Annotated in this window: 19 protein-coding genes; 15 read left to right on the forward strand and 4 right to left on the reverse strand. The window is 65.3% G+C overall.

Annotation, left to right across the window (positions count from 1 at the left end):
* The first annotated feature begins 10 nt into the window (after positions 1-10).
* From GUY23_RS17870 to GUY23_RS17900, 7 genes are all read left to right on the forward strand, one after another.
* Complete coding sequence (locus tag GUY23_RS17870) at positions 11-1,924, forward strand: helix-turn-helix domain-containing protein (RefSeq protein ID WP_166975083.1); 1,914 nt, start codon at positions 11-13, stop codon at positions 1,922-1,924.
* A 171-nt stretch (positions 1,925-2,095) separates the two neighbouring features.
* A complete protein-coding gene (locus tag GUY23_RS17875) occupies positions 2,096-3,370 on the forward strand; it encodes a hydroxymethylglutaryl-CoA reductase, degradative (RefSeq protein WP_166975086.1) in 1,275 nt (424 codons plus the stop codon).
* Positions 3,367-4,317: a hydroxymethylglutaryl-CoA lyase gene (locus GUY23_RS17880; protein ID WP_166975089.1), complete on the forward strand. Its 951-nt coding sequence runs from the start codon at positions 3,367-3,369 to the stop codon at positions 4,315-4,317. Before GUY23_RS17875 ends, GUY23_RS17880 begins: the two co-directional genes overlap by 4 nt.
* A gap of 49 nt (positions 4,318-4,366) precedes the next feature.
* Complete coding sequence (locus tag GUY23_RS17885; protein WP_166975092.1) at positions 4,367-4,867, forward strand: hypothetical protein; 501 nt, start codon at positions 4,367-4,369, stop codon at positions 4,865-4,867.
* Entirely contained in the window at positions 4,864-6,246 is a 1,383-nt protein-coding gene (locus tag GUY23_RS17890; RefSeq protein ID WP_166975095.1) for a tripartite tricarboxylate transporter permease, read from the forward strand. The genes GUY23_RS17885 and GUY23_RS17890 overlap by 4 nt, the downstream gene beginning before the upstream one ends.
* A 153-nt stretch (positions 6,247-6,399) precedes the next feature.
* Positions 6,400-7,308 carry a sulfite exporter TauE/SafE family protein gene (locus tag GUY23_RS17895; protein ID WP_166975098.1) on the forward strand — a complete coding sequence of 303 codons (909 nt, stop codon included), beginning with the start codon at positions 6,400-6,402 and terminating at the stop codon, positions 7,306-7,308.
* Positions 7,309-7,393: 85 nt separating this feature from the next.
* Entirely contained in the window at positions 7,394-7,852 is a 459-nt protein-coding gene (locus GUY23_RS17900) for an RrF2 family transcriptional regulator (protein ID WP_166975101.1), read from the forward strand.
* A 66-nt stretch (positions 7,853-7,918) separates the two neighbouring features.
* Here the strand turns inward: GUY23_RS17900 and GUY23_RS17905 are convergent, their stop codons facing one another.
* Positions 7,919-8,920 (reverse strand): LysR family transcriptional regulator, encoded by a 1,002-nt coding sequence (locus tag GUY23_RS17905; protein ID WP_166975104.1) that lies wholly within the window; start codon positions 8,918-8,920, stop codon positions 7,919-7,921.
* A gap of 135 nt (positions 8,921-9,055) precedes the next feature.
* On the opposite strand from GUY23_RS17905, the gene GUY23_RS17910 reads away from it, so the two are divergent.
* Together GUY23_RS17910 and GUY23_RS17915 are read left to right on the forward strand one after the other, a co-directional pair.
* The gene (locus tag GUY23_RS17910; protein WP_166975107.1) at positions 9,056-10,621 is read left to right on the forward strand and encodes an aminotransferase class I/II-fold pyridoxal phosphate-dependent enzyme; all 1,566 of its coding nucleotides are present in this window, start codon (positions 9,056-9,058) and stop codon (positions 10,619-10,621) included.
* 302 nt (positions 10,622-10,923) lie between these two features.
* Positions 10,924-12,450 (forward strand): MFS transporter, encoded by a 1,527-nt coding sequence (locus GUY23_RS17915; RefSeq protein ID WP_208085407.1) that lies wholly within the window; start codon positions 10,924-10,926, stop codon positions 12,448-12,450.
* A gap of 173 nt (positions 12,451-12,623) precedes the next feature.
* Here GUY23_RS17915 and GUY23_RS17920 read toward each other — a convergent pair whose 3' ends face one another.
* Entirely contained in the window at positions 12,624-13,298 is a 675-nt protein-coding gene (locus GUY23_RS17920; protein ID WP_228282529.1) for a GntR family transcriptional regulator, read from the reverse strand.
* Between the two features lie 213 nt (positions 13,299-13,511).
* On the opposite strand from GUY23_RS17920, the gene GUY23_RS17925 reads away from it, so the two are divergent.
* Genes GUY23_RS17925 through GUY23_RS17950 form a run of 6 tightly spaced genes read left to right on the forward strand, consistent with a single transcriptional unit; the run spans position 13,512 to position 20,989 of the window.
* Complete coding sequence (locus GUY23_RS17925) at positions 13,512-15,689, forward strand: oxidoreductase (protein ID WP_166975110.1); 2,178 nt, start codon at positions 13,512-13,514, stop codon at positions 15,687-15,689.
* A gap of 36 nt (positions 15,690-15,725) precedes the next feature.
* Positions 15,726-16,664 (forward strand): ABC transporter permease, encoded by a 939-nt coding sequence (locus GUY23_RS17930; protein ID WP_166975112.1) that lies wholly within the window; start codon positions 15,726-15,728, stop codon positions 16,662-16,664.
* Positions 16,665-16,675: 11 nt separating this feature from the next.
* Positions 16,676-17,608, forward strand: a complete 933-nt coding sequence (locus tag GUY23_RS17935; RefSeq protein WP_166975115.1) for an ABC transporter permease — start codon at positions 16,676-16,678, stop codon at positions 17,606-17,608.
* 2 nt (positions 17,609-17,610) lie between these two features.
* Complete coding sequence (locus GUY23_RS17940; RefSeq protein ID WP_166975118.1) at positions 17,611-18,453, forward strand: ABC transporter ATP-binding protein; 843 nt, start codon at positions 17,611-17,613, stop codon at positions 18,451-18,453.
* Positions 18,450-19,445: an ABC transporter ATP-binding protein gene (locus tag GUY23_RS17945; RefSeq protein WP_166975121.1), complete on the forward strand. Its 996-nt coding sequence runs from the start codon at positions 18,450-18,452 to the stop codon at positions 19,443-19,445. The genes GUY23_RS17940 and GUY23_RS17945 overlap by 4 nt, the downstream gene beginning before the upstream one ends.
* Complete coding sequence (locus tag GUY23_RS17950; RefSeq protein ID WP_166975124.1) at positions 19,445-20,989, forward strand: ABC transporter substrate-binding protein; 1,545 nt, start codon at positions 19,445-19,447, stop codon at positions 20,987-20,989. The genes GUY23_RS17945 and GUY23_RS17950 overlap by 1 nt, the downstream gene beginning before the upstream one ends.
* A gap of 13 nt (positions 20,990-21,002) precedes the next feature.
* Here the strand turns inward: GUY23_RS17950 and GUY23_RS17955 are convergent, their stop codons facing one another.
* Both GUY23_RS17955 and GUY23_RS17960 read right to left on the reverse strand, forming a co-directional pair.
* A complete protein-coding gene (locus GUY23_RS17955) occupies positions 21,003-22,280 on the reverse strand; it encodes a hybrid-cluster NAD(P)-dependent oxidoreductase (protein ID WP_166975126.1) in 1,278 nt (425 codons plus the stop codon).
* Complete coding sequence (locus tag GUY23_RS17960; RefSeq protein WP_323127140.1) at positions 22,277-23,617, reverse strand: aromatic ring-hydroxylating oxygenase subunit alpha; 1,341 nt, start codon at positions 23,615-23,617, stop codon at positions 22,277-22,279. The genes GUY23_RS17955 and GUY23_RS17960 overlap by 4 nt, the downstream gene beginning before the upstream one ends.
* Positions 23,618-23,700: the final 83 nt, after the last annotated feature.

Here is a 23,700-nt window from a genome sequence, read left to right on the forward strand (position 1 = left end):
CAATGGGACCATGGAAGAGTTCGATGATCCTGTGACAGTGAGTGCTGACTCGATCGCCGAGGTCGTCAAAGGCCTCTCCCACGGCGCTCCCGTGGATCGACGAGTACTTGAGACGGAGCTGGGCAACCATCCTGACCTCATCGACTCTCTCCTCGATCTCTCCGCCAAGATGACGAGGTGGAAGCAGAAAGATCACGAACGTTCCGCCTTACTTGAGAGCGCGTCTGAGCTCATCCGCGTCCGCGACTCGAAGCGACTGCTGCAAAAGCTCGTTGATCGAGCACGTGCCCTCATCGGATGCGATATCGCCTATCTCTCCCAGTACTATCCGGACACCGATGAGTTGCGCGTCCAAGCAGTTCGCGGTGCCATCTCGGCGAAACTGAAAGAACTCCGCGTCCCGCCGGGAATCGGTCTGGCCGGTCGAGTCGTCCACGACCGTGCCGCACATTGGACATCGGACTACGACGTCACCCAACTACCCCACGAACGAAGAGTCGACTCTGCGGTGCAAGCCGAACACATGGAATCGCTCCTCGGAGTGCCTATGATCGTCGACGACGAGGTTCTCGGAGCTCTTTTCGCGGCCAATCGGTATTCGCATGATTTCACCGCCGATGAGATCGCCTTGCTCACAGCTCTGGCCGACCACGCGTCGGTGGTACTCAAGACGGCGCGGCTGATGGGCGATCTCGCTGAGGCGGCCCGCGTCTCTGCTCAGGCGGAAGAGTCGGCTGCGGCGCAGGCAAACACACTTCGGCGGCTCGTCGAGGTCGAGGAACATCTCACTCAGCTCGTCCTCCAAGGAAAGGGAGTCGCGGCAGTCACCGATGCCATCAGCGATCTGCTCGACGCCAACGTGCTTCTCGTCGAGAGCACCCGCCTCGAGTCCTCCGATACTGCCAGGAGTCTCGGCTCACCCATGACCGAGGACATCTTTGCCGGCCCAGACATCGATCGTACGGACCTCATCGTCGCGCTCGAAGAGAGTCGACGCACCGGGCGCAGCGCCGAGGTAGCCGGCGAGTCCACGCTGCTCGCCGCTTCAGTGGCATCGCACCGTCGCCAGCACAGTGGACTGTTCGTCCGCTTCCGTTCCGAGCCTGCTGACGGCGATGCGAACATCGTTGCTCAGGCAGCGCAGTCCTTGGCGCTCATCCGAATGAATGAACAAGCAAGGGCCGACGCAGACAATCGGGCCCGCGGCGAACTCGCCGTCGATCTCATCGCGAATACCCGACGACTCGAGGAGCTGGAGGCTCGTGCACTTTCCAATGACATCGACCTGACCGGACCGTGGCAGCTGACGGCGGTCCGGGTCGAGCCCGACGACGTCGCGCACGTCCGATCCAGACTGACGAGAGTCGAACCCCGGATCCTGCTCACTCAGCGCTCGCCCGGGCTCACCGTCCTCATTCCGAGTTCGGTTCGCAGAGAACGACCAGATTTAGACGACGTCATCACGACCTCAGGAGCTTTGGCCGGCACCATGACGGTCGCTTCCTGGTCCGACGTCCACCGAGCCCAACTCCGAGAAGCGGAGGAGGAACTGTGGTCATGTGTCCGCATCCTCGACGCTCTCGGGCTCGATGACGGCATCCACAAGATCGAGGACTTCGCTCCTTACACCGCAATGTTCGGCAGCGCGCCCGAACAGGTGGAGCGCTTCGTCGAACGCATGATCGGCCCGCTTCGTGATTGGGATCTCCGGCACTCCGCAGAACTCGTCGACACTCTGCGCTCATACTTCGAATCAGGTTCGAGCGTCAGCAGAACGGCGACAGCGTGCTCGATCCACGTGAACACCGCCAAACAGAGACTCGAGCGGATCGACTCCATCCTCGGCACTGGGTGGAGGGCACCTGAACGTGCGTTTCGGCTCCAAGTCGCGCTGCGCCTCGCGAAGCTGGCGTCGGACGACTGAGCCCAAGGGCGACCCCTCCGCTGGACACTGTCTGATTCAGACACTGACGGACTTCTATTCGGTGCGAAACAGCCATATCCCGCTCGAGCCCCGAGTGATTGACTGAACTCTGCGAATCCACTCCACCCGACGATCACCGTCGGCCGATGACGACTCGACTGGAGATACACAATGGCAGAGAACAGCCGCATTGCCGGGTTCAGAAATATGACGGTCGCACAGCGACGCTCGGCCGTCACCGAAGCGACCGGTTTCGACGGTGAGGTGTTCTCGCAGCTTGATTCCTCCGCATTCGAGCCCACAGATGCTGCGAATCTCAGCGAAAACGTGCTCGGAGTCTTCTCGCTCCCCCTGGGCGTGGCCACCAATTTCACCGTCAACGGCACGGACGTCCTCGTACCGATGGCAACCGAGGAGGCTTCGGTCATCGCCGCCGCCAGCAATGCGGCGAGGATCGCGCGGCCGAAAGGCGGTTTCGTCACGAGCTCGACAGAACCGATCATGCAAGCACAGATCCAGCTCATCAATGTCGGCGACCCCCATGCGGCACGTTCACGCATCCTCGAGCGCAAGTCAGAGATCATCGACTTGGCTAACGCCCAGGACCCCACTCTCGTCGAGCTCGGCGGCGGCGTCGCCGATCTCGAGGTCCGGCTCGTCGACGCGCGTACGACAACGTACGTTCTCGTCCACCTGCTTGTCGACGTCCGTGATGCGATGGGGGCCAACGCCGTGAACACGATGGCCGAAGCTGTTTCAGGCACAGTCGCGACGATCGCCGACGGCGATGCCCTCCTGAGAATCCTCACGAACAAGGCCGACCGGAGAATCGCGCGGGCCCGCGCCGTCTTCGACCGGGAACTGCTCGGGGGCGCCGAAGTCGTGGACAACATCATCCATGCCTACGAACTCGCTGCCGCCGATCCTTACCGAGCCGCCACTCACAACAAAGGCATCATGAATGGGATCTCGGCCGTGGTGCTGGCCACTGGGAACGATACCCGCGCTGTGGAAGCCGGGGCTCATTCGCACGCGGTCATCGACGGGCGCTACACATCGCTTTCGGTCTTCGAGAAGACCGCGGAAGGCGATCTGGTGGGCACCCTGGACATGCCCATGCCCGTCGGACTCGTCGGCGGAGCGACGAAAGTCCACCCCGCCGCCCGCGCGGCACTCGAGATCGCGGAAGTATCGACTGCGACGGACCTCGCCGAGATCATCGTGGCCGCCGGTCTCGCTCAGAATCTCGCTGCCCTGAGAGTACTCGCGACAGAGGGTGTTCAACGCGGCCACATGTCGCTCCATGCCAAGAATCTAGCGGCCGCGGCCGGAGCCACTCCCGAGGAGACTGAGTCGATCGTCGCAACTCTCATCGAGGAGAAGGCGTTCCGCTTCGACCGGGTGAAATCACTCCTCGCCGAAATCCGTTCCGGCGGCTCCCGATGAATAGGTCGTTGCCCCAGGAATACTCACAGTCCGGACTCCCCTCCTCCGTCTCTGTCTATGAGGTGAGCGCCCGTGACGGCCTCCAGTCTCAGGATCGAACTCTGCCCGTCGCCACACGACTCGAACTCATCTCGCGTCTCAGCGCAGCAGGACTGACGTCCATAGAGGCCGGCAGCTTCGTCTCTGAACGTGCTGTTCCGCAGATGGCAGATACCCGGGAGGTTTTGGAAGGACTCGATCTCGATTCCGGTATCGCCTACCCGGTGCTCACTCCCAATCAGAGAGGACTCGATGAGGCGCTGAACGCGGGAGCGAGAGACGTTGCTGTATTTCTCAGTGTCACCGAAGCGTTCTCCCGGGCCAATCTCGGTGACACCCGAGAGATCACCACCGAACGCGGACTTGACGTCGCCAGAAGTGCGGTCACGTCGGATCTGCGGGTACGCGGCTACCTGTCGATGGTCTTCGGAGATCCGTGGGAAGGTCCCGTTGCCCCTGAGGAAGTCGCGACCGCGGCGAGACAGCTTCTCGATGCAGGGTGCTCTCGGATCTCGCTGGGAGACACGATCGGCACTGCGACGCCCGGACACGTGACTGTCGTACTTGATACCCTGGTCAGCGCCGGGATACCGATCGATGCGATCGCCCTGCACACCCACAACACCTACGGGCAGGCCCTGGCCAACGTGTACGCCGCTCTCCGATTCGGAGTGACGGAGTTCGATGCCTCGGTCGGCGGCGTGGGAGGTTGCCCGTTCGCACGGACTGCTACCGGAAATCTCGCGACCGAAGATCTGTTGTGGATGCTCGCGGGGCTCGGGATCGCGACAGGTGTGGACATCGAAGCAGCGGCGGCGACCAGTCAATGGCTGAGCGATAGGCTCGGTCGACCTCTGGCCTCTGCCACTTCCTCGGCGATCACCGCTGAGCGAAAGCAGGCATCCTAGACACGCATCACCGACCAGAACGACATCGAACGAGAGAAAGCAGGCAACGATGCCGCAGTTGATCGAAGTGTGGAACGACACAGTCGATTCCCGCCATCTCGTGGGAGGGATCGCGATCGGTGTCGGAATCGCCGTCCCGGCGTATCTCATCGCCGACCGCGCCTTCGCCAGTTCGGGGGACGAAGCCCTCGGACACTCGTACGCCCTACTCGTCGGCATCGTCGGCTGCATCCTCGGCGCAGTCATCGTCGGTTTCATGTTCAAACCCAAACGGGTGATCACGACTACGGCTGTGGAGAACCGAAGCCGACAGGACGTCATCGACGAAATCGTCGAGGAGTACGGTGATCTCGGCGACCCTCGTGAACTCGGTCCCGCCGCACAGCAGGAGGTCAGGGAACTCGGGCTCTTCGATGCCCTTCTCGAGAACCATGAGGCCCGCGCCCACCGAGGCGGTCCGACAGAGTCGCACGACCGCGGACCTGGCGCGAAAGGATCCACCCCGACAGATGGATCAGCCTCCGCTCCGAGCAAGGGCGATGACCAGTGAGCGCGGACCTCATCGAACCGATCCTCTGGGCGGTCGGGATGGCACTGCTGGCCGCTGTTCTCTTCACCGGAATCGGCCTCATCTCGGGTACCGACGAAACCGCAATCGTCGCCCCGCTGGCCCTTCTCGTCATTCTCATCGGCGTTCCTCCGGCCGGCGTCATCGCCTTCTTCCTCGCGGCCATCATCTCCAAGCACATTTCCCATGCGGTGCCGACGACCTTGCTGGGCATCCCCGGTGACACGACGGCCGTGCCGATGCTGCGCGAGGCTCAATTGCTGCGCGCACTGGGAGTGCCGCACATCGCCCTGCAGAAGGCGATCTCCGGCGGAGTGATCTCGGTGATCATCGCAATTCCACTTTCGATCCTCTTCGCCCTTGTCCTCACCCCCTTCGCCGAGGCGATCGGGGCCGCAGCTCCCTGGATCTTCATTGCTGCCGCGGTCCTCGTCGCCTACACGTCGAAGGGAAAGCTCGCCGCCGTCGCCGCTCTCATCCCCTTCGTTCTGCTCATCGTCGGCCTACAGGCGTTCATCATGGAGCAGAAGGAAGCGACGTTCACGACATCGTTCTTCCTCGGCATCGCCACCGGACCGCTGATCTTCGATCTCTTCGCGGCCCTCTCACCCACTGGACGGAAGACAATGACCCAGGACGGCAAACGCGAGTTCACCCTCGCGCCCGATGTCCGCCCCGCCAGTCGCCGTCTGCCGAACCCGCTCCGGACCCTTGATCGTACTCAGATCGCTTACACCAGTGGTTCCGCCGCGATCACGAGCGCCACATTCGTCTTCTCACCTGTCGCCATGGCGGTGCTGATGGGTGAGATCACCGGCAGCCGGATCAAGAACGGCTATCACCGGCTGACCACGGTGATGACCGTGCGCAACGGCACGACAGAATCGACCTATCTCGCCGAGACCCTCATCCCGCTCATCGCGATCGGCTTGCCGCTCTCACCGATGGCCGCGGGACCTGCGGCGCCGCTGTTCAACGCTCCCCCGGTCTACACGCTCGACACCAAGTCCGGCGAGACGAACAATCTCCACGATCTGCTCACGACCGGGCAGTTCGCGCTCTTCGCCGTCATCGCCGCGGTCATCGCCATCGCGATCGCCTACCCATTCGTGATGCGCAATGCCCACCGGGCGGCGACGTGGGTGATGACCTCGGTCTCCCATGAGGCGATCATCGCGGGCTTCGCCGCGCTCATCTGCGTCATCTGCCTCTATGAAGGCGGGCTGCTGGCCCTGGGCGTGACGATCACCGTCGGCCTCGTCGGCGGTCTGTTCAACCGGATGATCGGCATGCACGCGGGTGTCCAGTTCATGGGCTACTACGTTGCGGTGCTCACCGTGCCCGCGATCCTCGCCCTGTGATCCTCGGCAGAGTGTGCCTTCGAGGTCGACCACCAGGCGAAGAAACCCGAATCGTCACAGAAAGTCATAGTGTAGTTATTCGCTGGACTTAGTAGCTATTGTGGTGCGAGAACGAATTGCTCAACAATTGTCGGCACGCGGAAAGGCACCACCATGCGGCAGCTCATCGTCTTAGGGTTCGTCGGACTCATCGCCCAGCTCATCGACGGGTCCCTCGGAATGGCCTACGGGGTGACCTCGACGACCCTGCTCCTCGCGGCCGGCGTCGCTCCGGCAGCCGCCTCGGCGGCGGTGCACTTCTCTGAGATCGGCACCTCGCTCGTCTCCGGGATCTCACACCACCGCTTCGGCAACGTCGACTGGAAGACCGTGGCGCTTCTCGCCGTTCCCGGCTTCATCGGCGCCTTCGGTGGGGCCACCTTCCTCTCCGGACTCAACGGCGACGGTGCTACCCCGTGGATCTCCGGGATCCTGCTCGCCCTCGGCGTCTACGTGATCTGGCGCTTCCTCGCCCTCGGCGGCCGTCGCCCTGAGTTCAAGGGCCGCCCCGGAGTCAAACTGCTCGTGCCCGTCGGCCTGGTCGGCGGCGCCCTCGACTCGATCGGCGGCGGAGGCTGGGGACCCGTGGGCACCACGACGCTGCTGTCCTCGGGTCGCCTCGAACCGCGCAAGGTCGTCGGCTCGATCGACACGAGCGAGTTCGTCGTCGCCGTCGGCGGATCGCTCGGCTTCCTCTTCGCTCTCGGACACGCCGGCATCGACTGGAAGATCGTCGCCGCTCTGCTCATCGGCGGAATCATCGCCGCACCCTTCGCCGCCTGGCTGGTGAAGATCCTGCCCGCCCGCATCCTCGCCGTCGCCGCCGGCGGGATCATCATCCTCACCAATGCCCGCACCATCGCTCTCGCACTCGGTGCCACGACGCCGGTGCTCTCGACGGTGCTCATCGTCCTCGCCGTCGTCTGGGCCGCCCTGCTCGTCCACGTCGTCCGCGTCGAGCGGAAGGTGCGCAAGGACGACACCGCCGAGGCGGCCGAGGTCGTTCCCGTCGCCGGAGCCTGATACCGGCCGGACCCGCCCGCCGGCACGTGGGCTCACACCTGCCGGCGGGCGCACCGGTACCGGCGCCCACTGTTACGATGACGGCATGAGGGTGACCACCAAGTCGGACTACGCGCTGCGCGCTCTCATCGAGATCGCCGCGCAGGGCGACGGCGCACCCATCAGCGCCGATGAGCTCGGTCGCCGACAGGACATTCCGAAGGGGTTCCTCCAGGCCATCCTCGCCGACCTTCGCCGCGTCGGCATCCTCACCTCCGTCCGTGGCAAATCCGGCGGATGGAGACTGACGAAACCCGCCGCCGAGGTGTCTGTGGCCGATGTCATCCGCGCCGTCGACGGCCCCCTCGTCTCGATCTACGGCCAGCGCCCCGAGAACGTCAGCTACGACGCGACTGCGGCCTCGCTCCAACAGGTGTGGATCGCCGCCCGCTACTCCCTGCGGGACGTCCTCGAGCACGTGACCATCGCCCACCTCGCCGAGAAATCGCTGCCCGAGGCGGTCACCGACAAGGTCGCGATCGAGGACGCCTGGAACCCGCACTGACCTGACCGCGCACAGCGCTCACGTACCGCCCGGGCGTTCCACGTGGACCCGGAACCGTCCCACCCTTCACCGCCACTGCCGGGTGACCGTGCGGACGTCGGCGACCACCTCGGCGATGGCGGAATCATGGGCCCTGACGATCGGGTCACGGACGCCCGGCTTCGCCGATGCGGACCGAGAGACCAACAGGACGTCACGGCGGCAGGCGCTCAGCGGCATCGGGATGACCTCGATGTCCGGGTCGATCGACAGTGAGGACTCAGGGATCATCGCGACCGCCAACCCGGCCGAGATCATCCGGTTGATGGCCGCGTAGTCATCCATCCGCATCCCCACCCGGGGCTCGAAGCCTGCGGCGAGGCAGAAGGAGCGGACCACCTCGTCGATGGCATCGCCGGGATCGATGCTGAACGCCCACGTCTGGGACACCAGCACCGTGAGATCGGGCAGGCCCTGAGAGTCAACGGCGATGGGCCCGATGGATTTCGGCACACAGAGGAACAGCCGCTCGGAGTAGAGGTGAGCCGCACTCAGCGCCGTCGGAATCCACGTCCGGTCGAGATCACTCGAGACCAGCAGCGCCAGATCGAGGTCACCGGACTCGAGCCGGGCCACGAGCTTCGCATGCTCGTCCATCGTCACGTCCAGCGCCGCAGTGAGCACCTCGGTCCGATCCCCGGCGACCGCCTCGTCGCGGGTCTGCCAACGCGGACGGGTCTGCAGCTGATCGTGCAGACGGGGAATCACGCGGGCACCGACCGTGGGCACCGCGCCGATCCGGACGGGGACCGCCTGGGAATCACGCCACAGGGCCACCTCGGCGCCGAGGCGCTCACACAGTCCGAGGATCTCGACGGCACGCGACACCACGAGGCTGCCCACGGTCGTCGGGTGCGATCCGCGCGGACTGCGTTCGATGAGCGTGGCACCCAGTGCCCTCTCCAGATTGCGCAGATGGTGGTTGACCGTCGGTTGGCTCCACTGCAGATCCGCAGCGGCCGCAGCCACGGACCCGGCTGCGGCGACGGCCCGCAGAGCGGTGAGTCCGCGCGTGTCCAGAGGTTCCATGACCCTCCCCCATCCGGTCATCCTCGAGCTCCCACCGAGTACCTGTTGAGCCCTCACCCGGTTCAATACTGACTATAGAGCATGGGAGGAAAGTTGCTATTCTCCTCGCAGCACCGGCCTCCTTAGTCTGGAGGCATGACCGTGCATCATGACTCCCCCATTCCCCCGGCCCCGCATTGCTCTGCGGGATCCCTGCCGCATCCCTCCGACGCGCAGTCGCGCGCCCCCTACGCCGAAGCGCTTGCGCACGCGGCCGACCGCAATTCGCTGTTCCTGTCCACCCCCGGACACGGCGGCACGGATGAAGGCATATCCGCCGGTCAGGCCGAGTTCTTCGGTGAGCACACCCTCTCCCTGGACATCCCCCCGCTCTTCGACGGCATCGACCTCGGTCTCGATACCCCGAAGGACGAAGCGCTGCGCCTGGCCGCCGAGGCCTGGGGCGCGCGCCGCACGTGGTTCCTCACCAACGGCTCTTCCCAGGGCAACCGGATGGCCGCCCTGGCCGTCGGCACCCTCGGCACCGGGGTCGTCACCCAGCGCAGCGCCCATTCGAGCTTCATCGACGGCATCGTGCTGGCCGGGCTCAACCCCGGCTTCGTCTTCCCCAACGTCGACGAGGTCAACGGCATCGCCCACGGCGTGACCCCCGATTCCCTGCGCCGGGCGATCCGGAATCACCCTGAGCCGGTCACGGCCGTCTACCTCGTCACCCCGAGCTACTTCGGTGCCGTCGCCGACGTCGAATCCCTCGCCGAGGTGGCCCATTCCGCGGGTGCGGCACTGATCGTCGATGCCGCCTGGGGTGCGCACTTCGGCTTCCACCCCGACCTGCCGGCCTCGCCGGTGACCCAGGGTGCCGACATCGTCATCATGAGCACGCACAAGCTCGCCGGTTCGCTCACCCAGTCCGCGCTGCTCCACCTCGGCGACACCGAGTTCGCCGACCGCCTCGAACCCGCGCTGGCCCGCGCCTTCATGATGACGTCCTCGACGAGTGAGAACGCGCATCTGCTCGCCTCGATCGACCTGGCCCGCCGCGAACTCATGACCTCCGGTGCCGCAATCGCCCAGTCGCTGGAGAACATCCGCCACGTGCGCGCCCAGATCGAGGCCACCGACCGCTACCACCTGCTCTCCGGCGAGTTCCTCAGCCATGCGGATGTCGTCGATATCGACCCGTTCCGCCTGCCCATCGACATCACGGCCACGGGCCTCGACGGCCACACGGTGCGCGAGCGCCTGGCCCAGGACTTCGACATCTTCGCCGAGATGTCGACGGCCACGACGCTCGTCGCCCTCATCGGGATCGGGAAGTCCCCGGACATCTCCCGTCTCATCGACGCGCTCGAAACGCTGCGCCTGGAGACCCTGCGCCTCGAGACCGACACTCAGGCCGCGACGGACATCCCCGCCTCGGCGACCACACTCCCCCCTCTGCCGAGCGCGGGACGCCTGGCGATGCTGCCCCGTGAGGCGTTCTTCGCCGACTCCGAGCTCGTCCCCGCCGCCGCGGCGGTCGGACGGGTGAGCGTGAGCTCGCTGGCCGCGTATCCGCCCGGAATCCCGAATGTTCTGCCGGGCGAGGAGATCACCGCAGAGACCGTCGATTTCCTCCAGGCCGTGGCCGCGAGCCCGTCCGGACATGTCCGCGGAGCCGTCGATTCTGAATTAGGTTACTTTCGTGTGACTAAATTCTGAGTCCGCAACGCCTGCAATCCGCAGCCGGTTTGACCGCACATCTGCACAGGTCCCACTCAGCGAGCATTCGCCGAAGGCCGTTGTCCCGACTGGGGACAGCGGCCTTGCGCGTTTCTGCGAATTTCACATTTACGACGCCACGACGACACGTTTCTGCCATACTCGTGATTGTGACCTGCCTCACGAACTTTATTGACTTGCCTATGCGAGCACGTAAGGATGTTTCGCGTTGTTCGAAACCGAACGCCTCGCCGTCGAGCCCCTCTCGGCGGCCTTGAATATGTCGAAATGAGGACCCACTCATGACAACTGAACACGCTGAATCCGTCCCCGGGGGGAAGAAGCCCTCGCGCCGAGAGCGGAAGGCGATGAAGAAGCGGCTCAAAGAAGAGCACTGCATCGTCGTCGAAACCAAGTCGATCCGCACCGCCATCGGCGGCACCACGGTCGGCAACTTCATGGAGTGGTTCGATTTCGGTGTCTACGGCTACCTGGCCGTGACCATGACCTCGGTGTTCACCGAGGGTATGGACCGGCAGATGGGTCTGCTCGTCACCCTGCTCGGCTTCGCCGTCTCGTTCCTCGTCCGCCCGCTCGGCGGCATGGTGCTCGGACCGCTCGGTGACAAGATCGGCCGCCAGAAGGTGCTGTTCTTCACGATGGCCACGATGGCCACCGCCACCGCCCTCATCGGCGTTCTGCCGACCGCAGCCCAGGTCGGGCTGTGGGTCATCGTCCCGCTCTACCTGCTCAAGATGATCCAGGGCTTCTCCACCGGCGGCGAGTACGCCGGTGCCACCACCTACGTCTCGGAGTTCGCGCCCGACAAGTCGCGCGGCTACTGGGCCTCCTGGCTCGATGTCGGCTCCTATCTCGGCTTCGCAGCCGGTGCGGGAACCGTCGCGATCACCACCGTGATCAGCACGGGCATCGCAGGAGAGAACGCGATGCTCGACGGCGGCTGGAGGATCCCGTTCCTCATCGCCATTCCGCTCGGTGCCGTCGCCATCTGGTTCCGTCTGAAGATCCCCGAGACTCCGAGCTTCGAAGCGAACGAGGACGCCGGTCTCATCACGAAGGACAAGGACGACCAGTACGCCCGTCACGGGCTCATCGGCGTCGTCCGTCACTTCTGGAAGGAGATCCTGCTCGGCATCGCGATCGTCGCCGGTTCGCAGACGGTCGGCTACGCGCTCACGAGCTTCATGCCCACCTACCTCGAGGAGACGGTCAAGGTCTCGAACATCCAGGCCGCCGTCGTCACCATCCCGGTGCTCGTCATCATGTCGCTGTGCCTGCCGCTCATCGGCAAGCTCTCGGACAAGATGGGCCGCAAGTTCGTCTTCATGATCGCCGCCGGTGCCACGATCGTGCTCATCATTCCGGCCTTCGCGGTCATGCAGCTCGGCACGATGACCACCGTGACGATCGCGCTGTTCATGGTCGCGATTCCGGCGGGGTTCTATATCGCCTGCCTGGCCTCGACGCTGCCGGCGCTGTTCCCGACGGCTTCGCGCTACGGTGCGATGGGTCTGACGTTCAACCTCGGTGTGTCTCTGTTCGGCGGCACGACCCCGCTGTTCGCTCAGGCGCTCATCGATCTCACGGGCAACTCGTACATGCCGGCGTTCTACATCATGTTCTTCTCCGTGATCGCCTTCGTGGCCGTGTGCTTCATCAAGGAGTCCGCGCGTCGCCCGCTGCTCGGGTCCTTCCCGACGGTGGAGACGAAGGAGGAGGCCGTCGCGCTCGTGGCCGGTCAGGACGACAATCCCGACCTCGACCCCGATACGATGCCCATCCCGGTCATCCACGAAGTCGCGAAGTGATCCGGCGCCGAGGCGGTTCGACCGACAGATCGCCAGTCGGCTGAACCGCTCCGGCAGCTGAGCGGAAGTTCATCGGCCGGCGTCCCTGCAGGGACGCCGGCCCTTGTCGTCTGGTCCGGCTGCGCTTGGCCGTCTTCGCTGCCGGACGCCGGCGAGCTCAGGAGACGCTGAGCTCAGGAGCTGCCGCGTCTGAAGAAGTAGAGGTTGCCGGTGACGAGCTCGGCGGCAGCGTCGGCCTCCTCTGACTCGATGAGGTCGATGATGCGCGGCAGCTCTCGGGCCGAATCGACGGCGATGTCATCGATCTGCTTCCGGACATTGAACAGTCGCGACTGGTCGCGCAGTCGCAAACTGATCTCGGCTGCCCTGCGGCCGAGGCCGTACTCGAGCAGCGCCTCGTGGAACCTGCGGTCGCGTGTGTAGAACTCGGGCACATCGCCGGACTCAGCCGCGACGATCGTGGCCTCAGCATGCTCGCGCAGCCGAGAGAGCGCCTCAGTGATGGTGACTCCGGGAGCCACCTCGGCGCTCCCCGCGGCAGCCAGCTCGCACAGATTCCGCACGGCGGGGACGGCGAGGAGCACACGGATGCGGATGATCTCCTCGAGGTCGTCCTCGGTGATCGGGACGAGTCGGAAGCCGCGGTTCGGGACTGCTTCGACCGTCCCCTCGGTGACGAGCGACATCATCGCCTCACGCACCGGGCTGAGCGACATGCCGAGTTCCTTGGCCAGGCCCGCTGCGGAGTAGATCCGGTCCTCGGCGAGGTCGCCGGCGGTGATGGCGTCGCGGATGATCGCCAGCGCGTGCTCGCGCAGCGACTGTGCCTGGGGCCGTGCACGGTCCACGTCGACTCCCCCTCCACATCGAAGAACTGTCTGAAACCTATTGACAGCATAACCGCGCAGACGCACGATGGAACCAGGTAATCGGTAATCGATTACCTCACAATGAATCGGTCGGTGCGGCGGCGCAGGTAGGTGCCGCAGCGTCACTGCGCGGCGAATCTGCACAGCTCCGCGGAGCCGACCGACGACGTTCCTGCAATGGAGGAGGAACCCATGTCAGACGACCCGCTGCTCCAGCCCTTCGAACTCGGCAGCCTCACGCTGCGCAATCGCATCGTCTCGACCTCGCACGAACCCGCGTACACCGAGCTCGGCATGCCCAAGGACCGCTACCGGCTCTATCACCGGGAGAAGGCTCGCGGCGGGGTCGGCCTGACGATGATCGGCGGTTCGGGCATCGTGTCGCGGGATTCGCCCGCGGCCTTCGGCAACATCGACCTGTCCACCGACGAGGTCGTGCCCTGGTTGGCAACACTCGCGCAGGACTGCCATGACGAAGGCGCGGCCGTGATGATCCAGGCGACCCACCTGGGTCACCGGTCCTCGAACTTCGCCGGGGACTGGCTGCCGCTGGTCTCGGCCTCACGGACCCGGGAGGCCGCCCACCGATCGTTTACGAAGGCGCTCGAGGACTTCGACATGGACCGCATCGTCGCCGACTTCGCAGCCGCTGCCTCCAGGGTCGCCGAGGCCGGCCTCGACGGGCTCGAGATCATGCATGCCGGCCACCTTATCGACTCCTTCCTCGCTCCCTGGCTCAATGACCGCGACGATGAGTACTCCGGAGAGCTGGAGAACCTCATCCGCTTCCCCCTGCGCATCATCGACGCCGTGAAAGCGGCGGCGCCGGCCGACTTCCTCGTGGGCATCCGCATGGCCGTCGACGAACGTCGCGAGGACGGCATGCGCGAGGACCGTGCCGTCGACATCCTCGAGACCTACACCGCCCACGGCATCGACTTCCTCAACCTCAACGTCGGCATGATCAACTCCGACCGCGAACTCGCCGCGGCGATCCCCGGCATGGGCACCCCCTCGGCGCCCTGGCTCGAGACCTGCCGTCGCATCCGCAAGGCCATCGACATCCCCGTCCTCCACGCCGCCCGCATCGCCGATGTGCCCACCGCCCGATACGCGATCGAGGATCAGTGCCTCGACCTCGTCGGGATGACCCGCGCACAGCTGGCCGACCCGCACCTCGTACGCAAGATCAGCGAGCACCGTGAAGAGGACATCCGCCCCTGCGTGGGCGCGAACATGTGCCTCGACTCGATCTACACCTCCGGCTCAGCCACCTGCATCCACAATCCCGCCAGCGGCCGCGAAGCCGACCTCCCGCAGGAGATCCCCCACGACGTCGCCTCCGACCCCAAGCACATCGTCATCGTCGGCGCCGGCCCCGCCGGGCTCGAAGCCGCCCGCGTCGCCGCCGTCCGCGGACACCGCGTGACCCTGCTCGAGGCCGATGACGCCCCCGGCGGTCAGGTCCGCATCGCCGCCCGATCCCAGCGCAGGCGTGACCTCATCGGCATCATCGACTGGCGCGTCCAGCAGTGCGCCAAGCACGGCGTCGACCTGAGACTGAATACCTTCGCAGAGGCGGCCGACATCCTCGCACTCGACCCCGACGTCGTCATCGTCGCCACCGGAGGAGTTCCCGACGCCGGGTATCCGTTCCGCGAGCAGGGGCCGAGCTTCGACGTCTGGGACGTCATGGACGACCGGCTGAAGTCGAAGCAGCGGGTTCTCGTCTTCGACGATCACGGTTTCTACCCCGCCCTCGACGCCGTCGAACGCCTGGCTCGGGGCGGCGGGCAGGTCACCTATGTCAGCCCAGAACGCACGATCGGCGTCGATGTGGGGTCGATGAATTCCCCGGCCTATCTCCAGGTGTTCTCCGAATTCGGAGTCGAGGTCCGCCTCGGCGAACGTCTGAGCGCGAAGCCGCGGATCCAGGGACACGAGATCGTCGCGGATCTGCGCAACGATTATTCGGATCGGGAGACCGAGATCGTCACCGATGCGGTGGTCGTCGACTTCGGGACGACGCCGAACGATGAGGTCTACTTCGCGCTCAAGCCGTTCTCGTCCAATCATGGGGCGACCGATCTCGACGCATGGGTGCACGGCCGACCGCAGCCGGACCTCCCAGCGTCCATTGGCACTCAGGCAGGTGCCGCAGCGGGTGCGGAGCCGACGACGACTTCCCCCGTCACCGAGGCGGACGCATCGTTCGCGCTCTATCGGATCGGGGACGCGGTCGCCTCCCGCAATGTCCATGCGGCCGTGCTCGAGGGGCTGCGGGTGGGGATGGGCCTGTGGGGCCGACACTGTGAGTCCGACACGCAGCCGGGTGCGTCCCGGAGGCAACTCATGTTGCGAATAGACTGACCGGTGTAATCCGAGTCACACTTCGAGGGAGCGCGCGTGGGAAAGTACATCCTCAGACGCGTGCTGCTGATGATCCCCATCGTCCTCGGGGTCGCGACTCTCTCATTCATTCTCATGAAGCTCGCACCGGGTGATCCGGCGGCCGCCTACCTCGGCGACAAAGCCACTCCGGAGACCGTCGCTCGCCTGCATCGCGCCTGGGGTCTCGACCAGCCGATGATCATCCAGTACTTCCAGTTCCTCGGCGGACTGGTCGTCGGTGACTTCGGCCGCTCCTTCCTCTTCCAGACCACGGTCCTCGAACTGCTCAAGCTGCGGATGCCCGCGACGCTGATGCTCATGCTCGTCTCGCTGATCTTCGCCGTGATCATCTCGGTGCCGCTGTCGCTGTGGGTCGCCGCCACGAAGTCATCCGCCTCGGCGATCGTGTCCCGGGTCTTCACGGCCACGGTCCAGGGCATGCCGGCGTTCTTCGTCGGCACCCTCCTCATCCTCGTCCTGGGAGTGAATACGGGATTGTTCCCGGTCGGCGGATACGGCAGCAGCCTCGGCGAGCATCTCTACTCCCTCGTCCTGCCCGGGATCTCCGTGGCCCTGACCATCTGCCCGGTGCTCATCCGCAGCCTCACGGCCGCGTTGAGCGATTCGATGTCGGCCGAGTACACGAACTTCGCCGCTTCGAAGGGGTTGAGCAGGTCAAAGATCGTGCGCAACTATGCGTTCCGCAACGCCGGGATCACGGGGATCTCGATCCTCGGCATCCAGGTCGGCCACCTCGTCGGGGGTGCCCTCGTCGTCGAGAACGTGTTCGCGATCCCCGGTGTGGGTTCGCTCCTCATGGAAGCCGTCCTCGCCCGTGACTACAACGTCGTCCAGGCGCTCACGGTGATCTTCGGCGTGCTCGTCGTCGCCGTCTACCTGCTCACCGACATCGTCTACAGCATCGTCGACCCGCGCGTGCGATTGGGGGCGTGATGAGTGCTCCGATGACGTCTGGTCCCGGTTCGGCCGGGGCGCCCGGCCCGTCCGGGAAGCCGCCGCGGACCCGGGGCGGGACTGCCGCGCGCGCCACCCCGAGTGCACGATTCACGCTGCCTCTGCCAGGCTTTCTCCGGCGTCACAATCTCCAGCTGTGGACCGGCGTCGTCATCCTCGCAGCGATGGTCCTGGTGCTGGCCGTCGGTCCCCTCTTCGTCACGGAGGACCCCAACCGGCAGGATCTGCTCAACGCCTTCGGGCCGTCGTCGGCGGCGCATCCCATGGGCACCGATCAGCTCGGGCGGGACATCCTCTCCCGCTTCCTCCACGGCGGACGCGTCGACCTCATCGTCGCCGTGGTCGCCGTGATCGTGCCGTTCCTCCTCGGCACAGTTCTGGGTTCGCTGGCCGGTTACTTCGGTCGCTGGGTCGATGTGGTCATCATGCGCTTGGCCGACATCGTCTCCGCGTTCCCTTTCTACGTCCTCGTCATCGTCCTTGTCTTCGTCATGGGCAACGGCATGGCCAGCATCTTCGTGGCCATCAGCGCCGTGTCCTGGGTCGCCTATGCCCGGATCGTCCGCGGCGAGGTCCTCGTCCTGCGTGAAGAGGAGTTCATCTCCGCCTGCCGGGCCTCGGGCCTGACGACTCTGCGCATCCTTGCCCGACACGTCATCCCCAATACCGCCAGCCAGGGCATCATCTACGCCATGAGCGACATCGTGCTCAACATCGGCGTCGTCGTCACCCTCAGCTTCTTCGGCCTGGGCATCGTCCCGCCGACCGCCGACTGGGGGCAGATGATGAACGACGGTCAGCAGTACATGGGCAGTGGCAACTACGGCCTCATCCTGTGGCCGGGCTTCGCCGTGGTCCTCGTGTCCTTCGCGCTGGCACTCATCGGTGACGGCCTGACGAACATCCTCAAACCGAAGAGGTGAGCATGAGCCGCGAACCGATCCTCGAAGTGGACTCGTTGACCGTCGACGTCGACGGGCTGGCCGGTAGCCGCCGCATCCTCGACGACGTCTCGATCCGGCTCGAAGCCGGAGAGCCGATGGGACTGGTCGGAGAGTCCGGCTCGGGCAAGTCGATGACCCTGCGCAGCATCCTCGGCATGCTGCCGCCGGCGGCCACGATCGTCGACGGGGAGATCCGCTTCCAGGGACGCAACATCCTCACCTCCGGGCCGGGTGGGAGATTCGATCAGCGCATCCGCGGCACGGGCATCTCGATGGTGTTCCAGGAGCCGGCGATCGCGCTCAACCCGGTGATGAAGGTGGGCCGTCAGATCACTGACGCCGTCGCCGAGCACAGGGGCCTGTCGAAGCGGGCCGCGCACGACCTCGCCGTCGACCTCATGGATCGCGTCGGCATCGCCGATGCCGAACGCCGAGCCGCGAACTATCCGTTCCAGCTCTCCGGCGGCATGCGCCAGCGGGTGATGATCGCGGCCGCCTTGGCCCAGGAACCGCAGGTCCTGCTGTGCGACGAACCGACCACCGCATTGGACGTGACGATCCAGGCTCAGGTGCTCGACCTGTTTCGCAGCATGCAGCAGGAGAACGACCTCGGCCTCCTCTACGTCACCCATGATCTCGCGGTCGTCGCACAGCTGTGTCAGTCCATCAGCGTGATGAAGGACGGTCGGATCATCGAACACGGCGTGCTGCAGGAAGTCTTCGACGACCCGGCCGAGGACTATACGCGCACGTTGCTGAGTGCCACGCCGCGCATCGACGGTTCGGCGTCCCATTCGGACACCAGCCGGGAGGAGGCGAAGTGAGCGAGACACCAGAGACCGGACTGCGGGCCGAGAACATCACGGTGACCTTCGGCCGCGGCGATCGTGCCTTCACCGCCGTCGACGATGCCACCGTGGTCGTGGCTCCCGGCGAGATCGTCGGGCTCGTCGGTGAGTCCGGCTCCGGAAAGTCGACCGTCTCCCGCGTCATCTGCGGGCTCCAACGCGAATACTCGGGCCGGGTGTCCTTCGCCGGCGGCGAGCTCAGTCCCAAACGCACCGCAGCTCAGTGGCGGGTCGTGCAGATGGTCTTCCAGGATCCCTTCGCATCCTTGGACCCGCGCTACACCGTCCGCGCCACCCTCACCGAGGTGATCCGCCACCATCGTCTGGCTACCGGCCGTGCTCTGCGGGCCAGGTGCGAAGAGCTCATGGAGATGGTGCGCCTGCCCGTCGAGTTCCTCGACCGCACTCCTACCGCCATGTCCGGCGGGCAGCGACAGCGGGTGGCGATCGCCCGCGCCTTGGCTGTGGAGCCGAAGGTCATCGTCGCTGACGAGGCGGTCTCCGCCCTCGATGTCAGCGTCCAGGCGAAGATCGTCGCACTCTTCGCCCGCCTGCGTGAGGAGTTGGGTCTGTCGATCCTCTTCATCTCCCACGATCTCGCCGTGGTCAGGAACCTGTGCGAGCGGGTCTACGTCATCCACAACGGCGTCATCGTCGAGGAGAACACGACCGCGGAGATCTTCTCCGCCCCACAGGACGAGTACACACGCACGCTGCTGGCCGCGATTCCGCGGTTCGACAGCAAGTTCCTCGACAGTGCGTCACTCGACGGTGCGGATGTCGACAGGGTCCCGGCTGGCGGCACTGCCGTCAGCGAGGGTTCAGCACCACCCCGGCGAGGGGACGGGCAACCGCCCCGACGGGAGAGCACAGGGTCAGCGGAGAACGCCAGGTCAGCTGTGGACGCAAGTCCCAACACCGAGACGTACCGGCTGCGACCGCGACCGACGAAAGGTGGGCGACAGTGATGAGACGATCCCGTTTCGGCACCGTCATCGCAGGCGTCTGCGCGTGCCTGCTGGTCCTCGCCGGCTGCGGAACTGGAGAGGCGGAATCGGTCCGCCCCGGCGGCGATCTCGTCCTCGCGCGAGCCGAAGATGCGACGACTCTGCTGCCTCCGACGACGACGCAGAACGAGGACATCTGGACCCTACAACAGGTCTACGAAACACTCACGCTGAACAGACCGGACGGGACCGGAGTCGAACCGGGGCTGGCCACGGACTGGAAGGAATCGAAGGACAAGATGTCGTGGACCTTCCACCTCCGTGAAGGAGTGAAGTTCCACAGCGGTAAGAAGCTCGATGCCGACGATGTCGTCTTCTCTCTCGACTATGCCCGAGACCAGGACGATGACGACAACCTCTGGGCCTCAGAATTCGACCCCATCAAGGATGTGAAGAAGGTCGACAGCCACACCGTCCGGATCGATCTGAAGCAGCCCTGGGGCCCGCTGCCCAGTTATATGGCGCTCTTCGCGGCCTCGATCTATCCCGATGACTTCGGCGGACACGATGCCGAATACATGGCCACCCACGCCGACGGCACCGGGCCCTTCTCCGTGGACTCGTGGAAGCAGGGGCAGAGCCTCAAACTGAAGAAGAATCCCGACTACTGGCAGAAAGGGGTGCCGTCGCTCGACTCGGCGACCTTCAACGTCGTCACCGAGGACAACACCCGCCGACTGCAGCTGCTCGGCGGACAGGCCGACATCAATCAGGAGCCTGCCCCGCTGAGCATGAGCCAGCTGTCCCGATCACAGGACATCAACGCCTCGGCGTTCGACTCGACGAAGATCCTCTACTTCAATCTCAACAACACAAAGAAGGAACTCGACGACCCGAAGCTGCGCCGCGCCATGTCGTATGCCATCGACCGCGAGTCCGTGGTCAAGGTCGTCTATGCCGGCTATGCCGAACCCGCGACCTCGTTCATCTCCCCGGGACTGAGCGGGCACTCCGATGAGGTCGACGGCAGCGAATTCGATATGGACAAGGCGAAGAAGCTGGTCAAGGAGTCCGACCATCCCGACGGCGTGGACATCACGATCCAGATCCCCTCGGGCGTCGCGGACCGCGAACTCCTCGCCCAGATCGCGCAGCAGGCGTGGGAAGACATCGGACTGAGCGTCCATGTGCAGAAGCTCGACGATGCGACGCTGACGACGAACCGAACCAAGGGCGACTTCCAGGTCCAGGTCAGCTATGCGACTTCGGACGTCTCCGACACCTCGCAGATGATCAACTTCCTCTCCGTCACCGATGACTCGGGCATCCGTTCGGGCTATGCGAACCCGAAGGTCGAGAAGTGGGCGAAGCAGGCCGTGGCCGAGGAGGACCCCGATAAGCAGAACGAGCTGTACGCGAAGATCCAGCAGCAGGTCGCCGACGACGCCCCCATCGTCCCCGTCGCCTACCAGAAGGCCCTGTACGGGGTGAGCAAGGACGTCGTCGGCTTCCGACCCTATGTGCTCGGCACCTACGGCCTGAAGGAGACGAAGCTCAAGCACTGAGCGACAGAGTCGCTCACCTCTCGACGACGAGGTCGCTCAGCGGAGTCGAGCAGCAGGGCAGGAACTTCCCGGCGGCGATCTCCTTGGGACGGATGCCGCCGGCATGGTTCATCTCGACTTCACCGCTGACCAGCGTGGACTTACAGGTTCCGCACGCGCCTTCCGAACACGACGAGGGCATGGAGAGGCCCGCATCCAAAGCGGCGTCGAGCACCGTCGTGTCAGAGTCGCAGTCGATCCTGCGCGCGCTGCCCACGAAATCGATCGTGTGACACGCGCCGGCCGGTGCGGCACCGCTCAGTCCTGCCCTGCCACCTGACCGGGCCCTCGCCACACGGTCGGCAGGAGCGGTCGCGAAGACGAAGGATTCCTCGTGCACCTGCGCCACCCCCGCCTCGGCGAGGAGGGGACGAACGGCGTCCATGTATCCGCTCGGCCCACACACGAAGGTCTCACGTTCGGCCGCATCGGGGACCACCTCGGCGAGGGTTCTCGCATCGAGCCGACCACGCCGCCCAGTCCAGGTTTCGGAATCGCTGTCGCGTGAGCAGAGGATGGTGACGCTGACCCCGGCGAGCTCGGCGAGCTGCTCGAGTTCGGCGCGGAAGATGATGTCCACGGGGGTGGCCGCGCTGTGGACGAACGCGATGTCCGTGACGGAACCGCCCTGCCTGGCCAGCAGGCTGCGGACCATCGACATGATCGGGGTGATGCCCGATCCGGCGGAGAGGAACAGGTGGCGCTGCGCCGGGTGGAAGCTCGTGCTGAACAGTCCGTAGGGACCGTCGACGTGGATGCGATCGCCGACGCGGACCGTGTCGTGCAGATAGGTCGACACGGCTCCGCCTGCCACTCGTTTGACGGTGATCGTGAAAGTGTTCGTTCCGAACGGCGCCGAGGAGATCGAATAGCAGCGCTCGAGTCCGAGCTCGGGGATGCGCATCGTCACGTACTGTCCGGGTGCGAAGTCGACGGAGGGCATCCATGCGGCTCGCAGTTCGAAGGTCTTCACATCGTGGGTGACGTCGGTGATGCCGACGACGTCGACGAAACCGGTGAGCAGTTCGGGATCGAGCTGCGGCTCGACGGCAGTCGACCCCGGGGCCGCCGGCTGAGTCGTGGCGAACAGCTGGGCGGCCGTTGCGACGGACTGCGCCGATGCAGCCACCGGCCGACGATTGCGTGTCGGCACCCGGAAGATCCCCTTGCCCGCCGCGATCGGCGACAGCACTGTCGGAGCCGGCGCCTGACATTCCGCCGCGGCGCCGAAGGTCGAGTGACGGTATCTCATCGCCTTACTCCCTTCTCCTTGTGCGCCCTGAGCCGTTCGATGTACCAGGTGACGAAGTCATCGACCTGTGATTCGGTCGGCGCATAGGGGCCAGGCTCGTATGCCGGCGACGAAATTCCCAGATGACCGCGTTCGCAGAAGGCTGCGTCCTGCTCGTTCGTCTTGATCCACACCGTCGTGAGGTTCTCGAGGTCGTAGTCGACGCCCTCTTCCGCATCGACCCGGACGAGCCAGGTGGTGCGCACAAGCGTCTTGTCCTCGGCCAGCGGCAGCAGGCTGAACGTCACGATGTGGTCGCCCATCGCGTGGAACCACATGTTCGGCTGCACGTGCAGCGAGGCCCGGCCCAGGACGAACGTGTCGAGATCACCGAGCAGTTTCGCCGAGGCGGCGGATCCGTCCATCGTGTACGACTCGCCTTTTCCATCGAGGGCCGCCCGTTCGATGCGGAATCCCGTCGGCCGTCCGCTGAGTTCTTCGACGAGGGCATAGGGCAGTCCGTTGCGATCGCAGTCGGCGTGCAGCTGCGCCTCGGCGTCGAGGTACCGCTGGTAGGCCGGCTGCAGCCGTTTCGGGATCTCCTCGGGTGCGTACCCATAGGTGGGGAAGAACGTGCAGGTCAGCTCCGGGTGCCCGGCTTCGCAGTGGTAGCACTCGCGGTTGTTCTCCATGACGAGCTTCCAGTTCGAGTCCTCGATGAGGTCGACCTGCGCTGCGACTTTTGTTCCGGCGATGTCGTGCCCGGTCAGGTAGGGCTCGATCACGGCGGCCACCTCGTCGATGTCGTCAGGCGGGGTGGGGCTGAGGCAGATGAAGATGAGTCCACCGATAACGCGGACGTTGACCGAGCGCAGGGAGAAGCAGCTCCGGTCGAAGCCCGGTGCTTGGACGCCCGCGGAGATGAGGTCGCCGGCGGGGGTGTAGGTCCATTGGTGGTATCCGCAGACGATGTTGCCCACCGATCCCGACAGGTCATTGAGCAGCCGGGTGCCCCGGTGGCGGCAGACGTTGTGGTGGGCGCGGATCTCGTCATCGTCGTCGCGGATGACGATGACCGAATAGGTGCCGATGTCGATCGTGAGGTAGTCACCGGCTTCGGGCACTTCGGCGGTCGAGGCGACGAAGATCCACGTCGAGGCGAAGATCGCTTCGAGGTCGCGGGCGAAGAGTTCCGGGCTGATGTAGAACGGCGCCGGCAGCGAGTATCCCGGCACGCGTTCGTCGATGAGTCTGTCGATGTCGGCCGGTCCGTGCCCACCGGATCCGGCGAGCACGTCGCGGCTGCCTGCGCCGGATTCGGTCCGCTTCTGCTCTGGTGCCAGAGTCAATTCGTCCACCACCTCATCGTGATCGTCGCGGTCGTGACCGGGATTCTGTGCCCGGCTTCCCCGCCGGCCCCTGTGCCGGCGGCGACCACGGA

It is taken from the genome of Brevibacterium atlanticum (genome assembly GCF_011617245.1).
Classification (GTDB): Bacteria; Actinomycetota; Actinomycetes; order Actinomycetales; family Brevibacteriaceae; genus Brevibacterium; species Brevibacterium atlanticum.

Excerpts from the sequence above, each read along its gene's own strand:
- GUY23_RS17910 (WP_166975107.1), top strand. The coding sequence starts at position 9,056 with ATGACCGTGCATCATGACTCCCCCATTCCCCCGGCCCCGCATTGCTCT.
- GUY23_RS17875 (WP_166975086.1), top strand. The coding sequence starts at position 2,096 with ATGGCAGAGAACAGCCGCATTGCCGGGTTCAGAAATATGACGGTCGCA.
- GUY23_RS17885 (WP_166975092.1), top strand. The coding sequence starts at position 4,367 with ATGCCGCAGTTGATCGAAGTGTGGAACGACACAGTCGATTCCCGCCAT.
- GUY23_RS17935 (WP_166975115.1), top strand. The coding sequence starts at position 16,676 with ATGACGTCTGGTCCCGGTTCGGCCGGGGCGCCCGGCCCGTCCGGGAAG.
- GUY23_RS17880 (WP_166975089.1), top strand. The coding sequence starts at position 3,367 with ATGAATAGGTCGTTGCCCCAGGAATACTCACAGTCCGGACTCCCCTCC.
- GUY23_RS17955 (WP_166975126.1), bottom strand. The coding sequence starts at position 22,280 with ATGAGATACCGTCACTCGACCTTCGGCGCCGCGGCGGAATGTCAGGCG.
- GUY23_RS17915 (WP_208085407.1), top strand. The coding sequence starts at position 10,924 with ATGACAACTGAACACGCTGAATCCGTCCCCGGGGGGAAGAAGCCCTCG.
- GUY23_RS17925 (WP_166975110.1), top strand. The coding sequence starts at position 13,512 with ATGTCAGACGACCCGCTGCTCCAGCCCTTCGAACTCGGCAGCCTCACG.
- GUY23_RS17870 (WP_166975083.1), top strand. The coding sequence starts at position 11 with ATGGAAGAGTTCGATGATCCTGTGACAGTGAGTGCTGACTCGATCGCC.
- GUY23_RS17905 (WP_166975104.1), bottom strand. The coding sequence starts at position 8,920 with ATGGAACCTCTGGACACGCGCGGACTCACCGCTCTGCGGGCCGTCGCC.
- GUY23_RS17950 (WP_166975124.1), top strand. The coding sequence starts at position 19,445 with ATGAGACGATCCCGTTTCGGCACCGTCATCGCAGGCGTCTGCGCGTGC.
- GUY23_RS17940 (WP_166975118.1), top strand. The coding sequence starts at position 17,611 with ATGAGCCGCGAACCGATCCTCGAAGTGGACTCGTTGACCGTCGACGTC.
- GUY23_RS17895 (WP_166975098.1), top strand. The coding sequence starts at position 6,400 with ATGCGGCAGCTCATCGTCTTAGGGTTCGTCGGACTCATCGCCCAGCTC.
- GUY23_RS17900 (WP_166975101.1), top strand. The coding sequence starts at position 7,394 with ATGAGGGTGACCACCAAGTCGGACTACGCGCTGCGCGCTCTCATCGAG.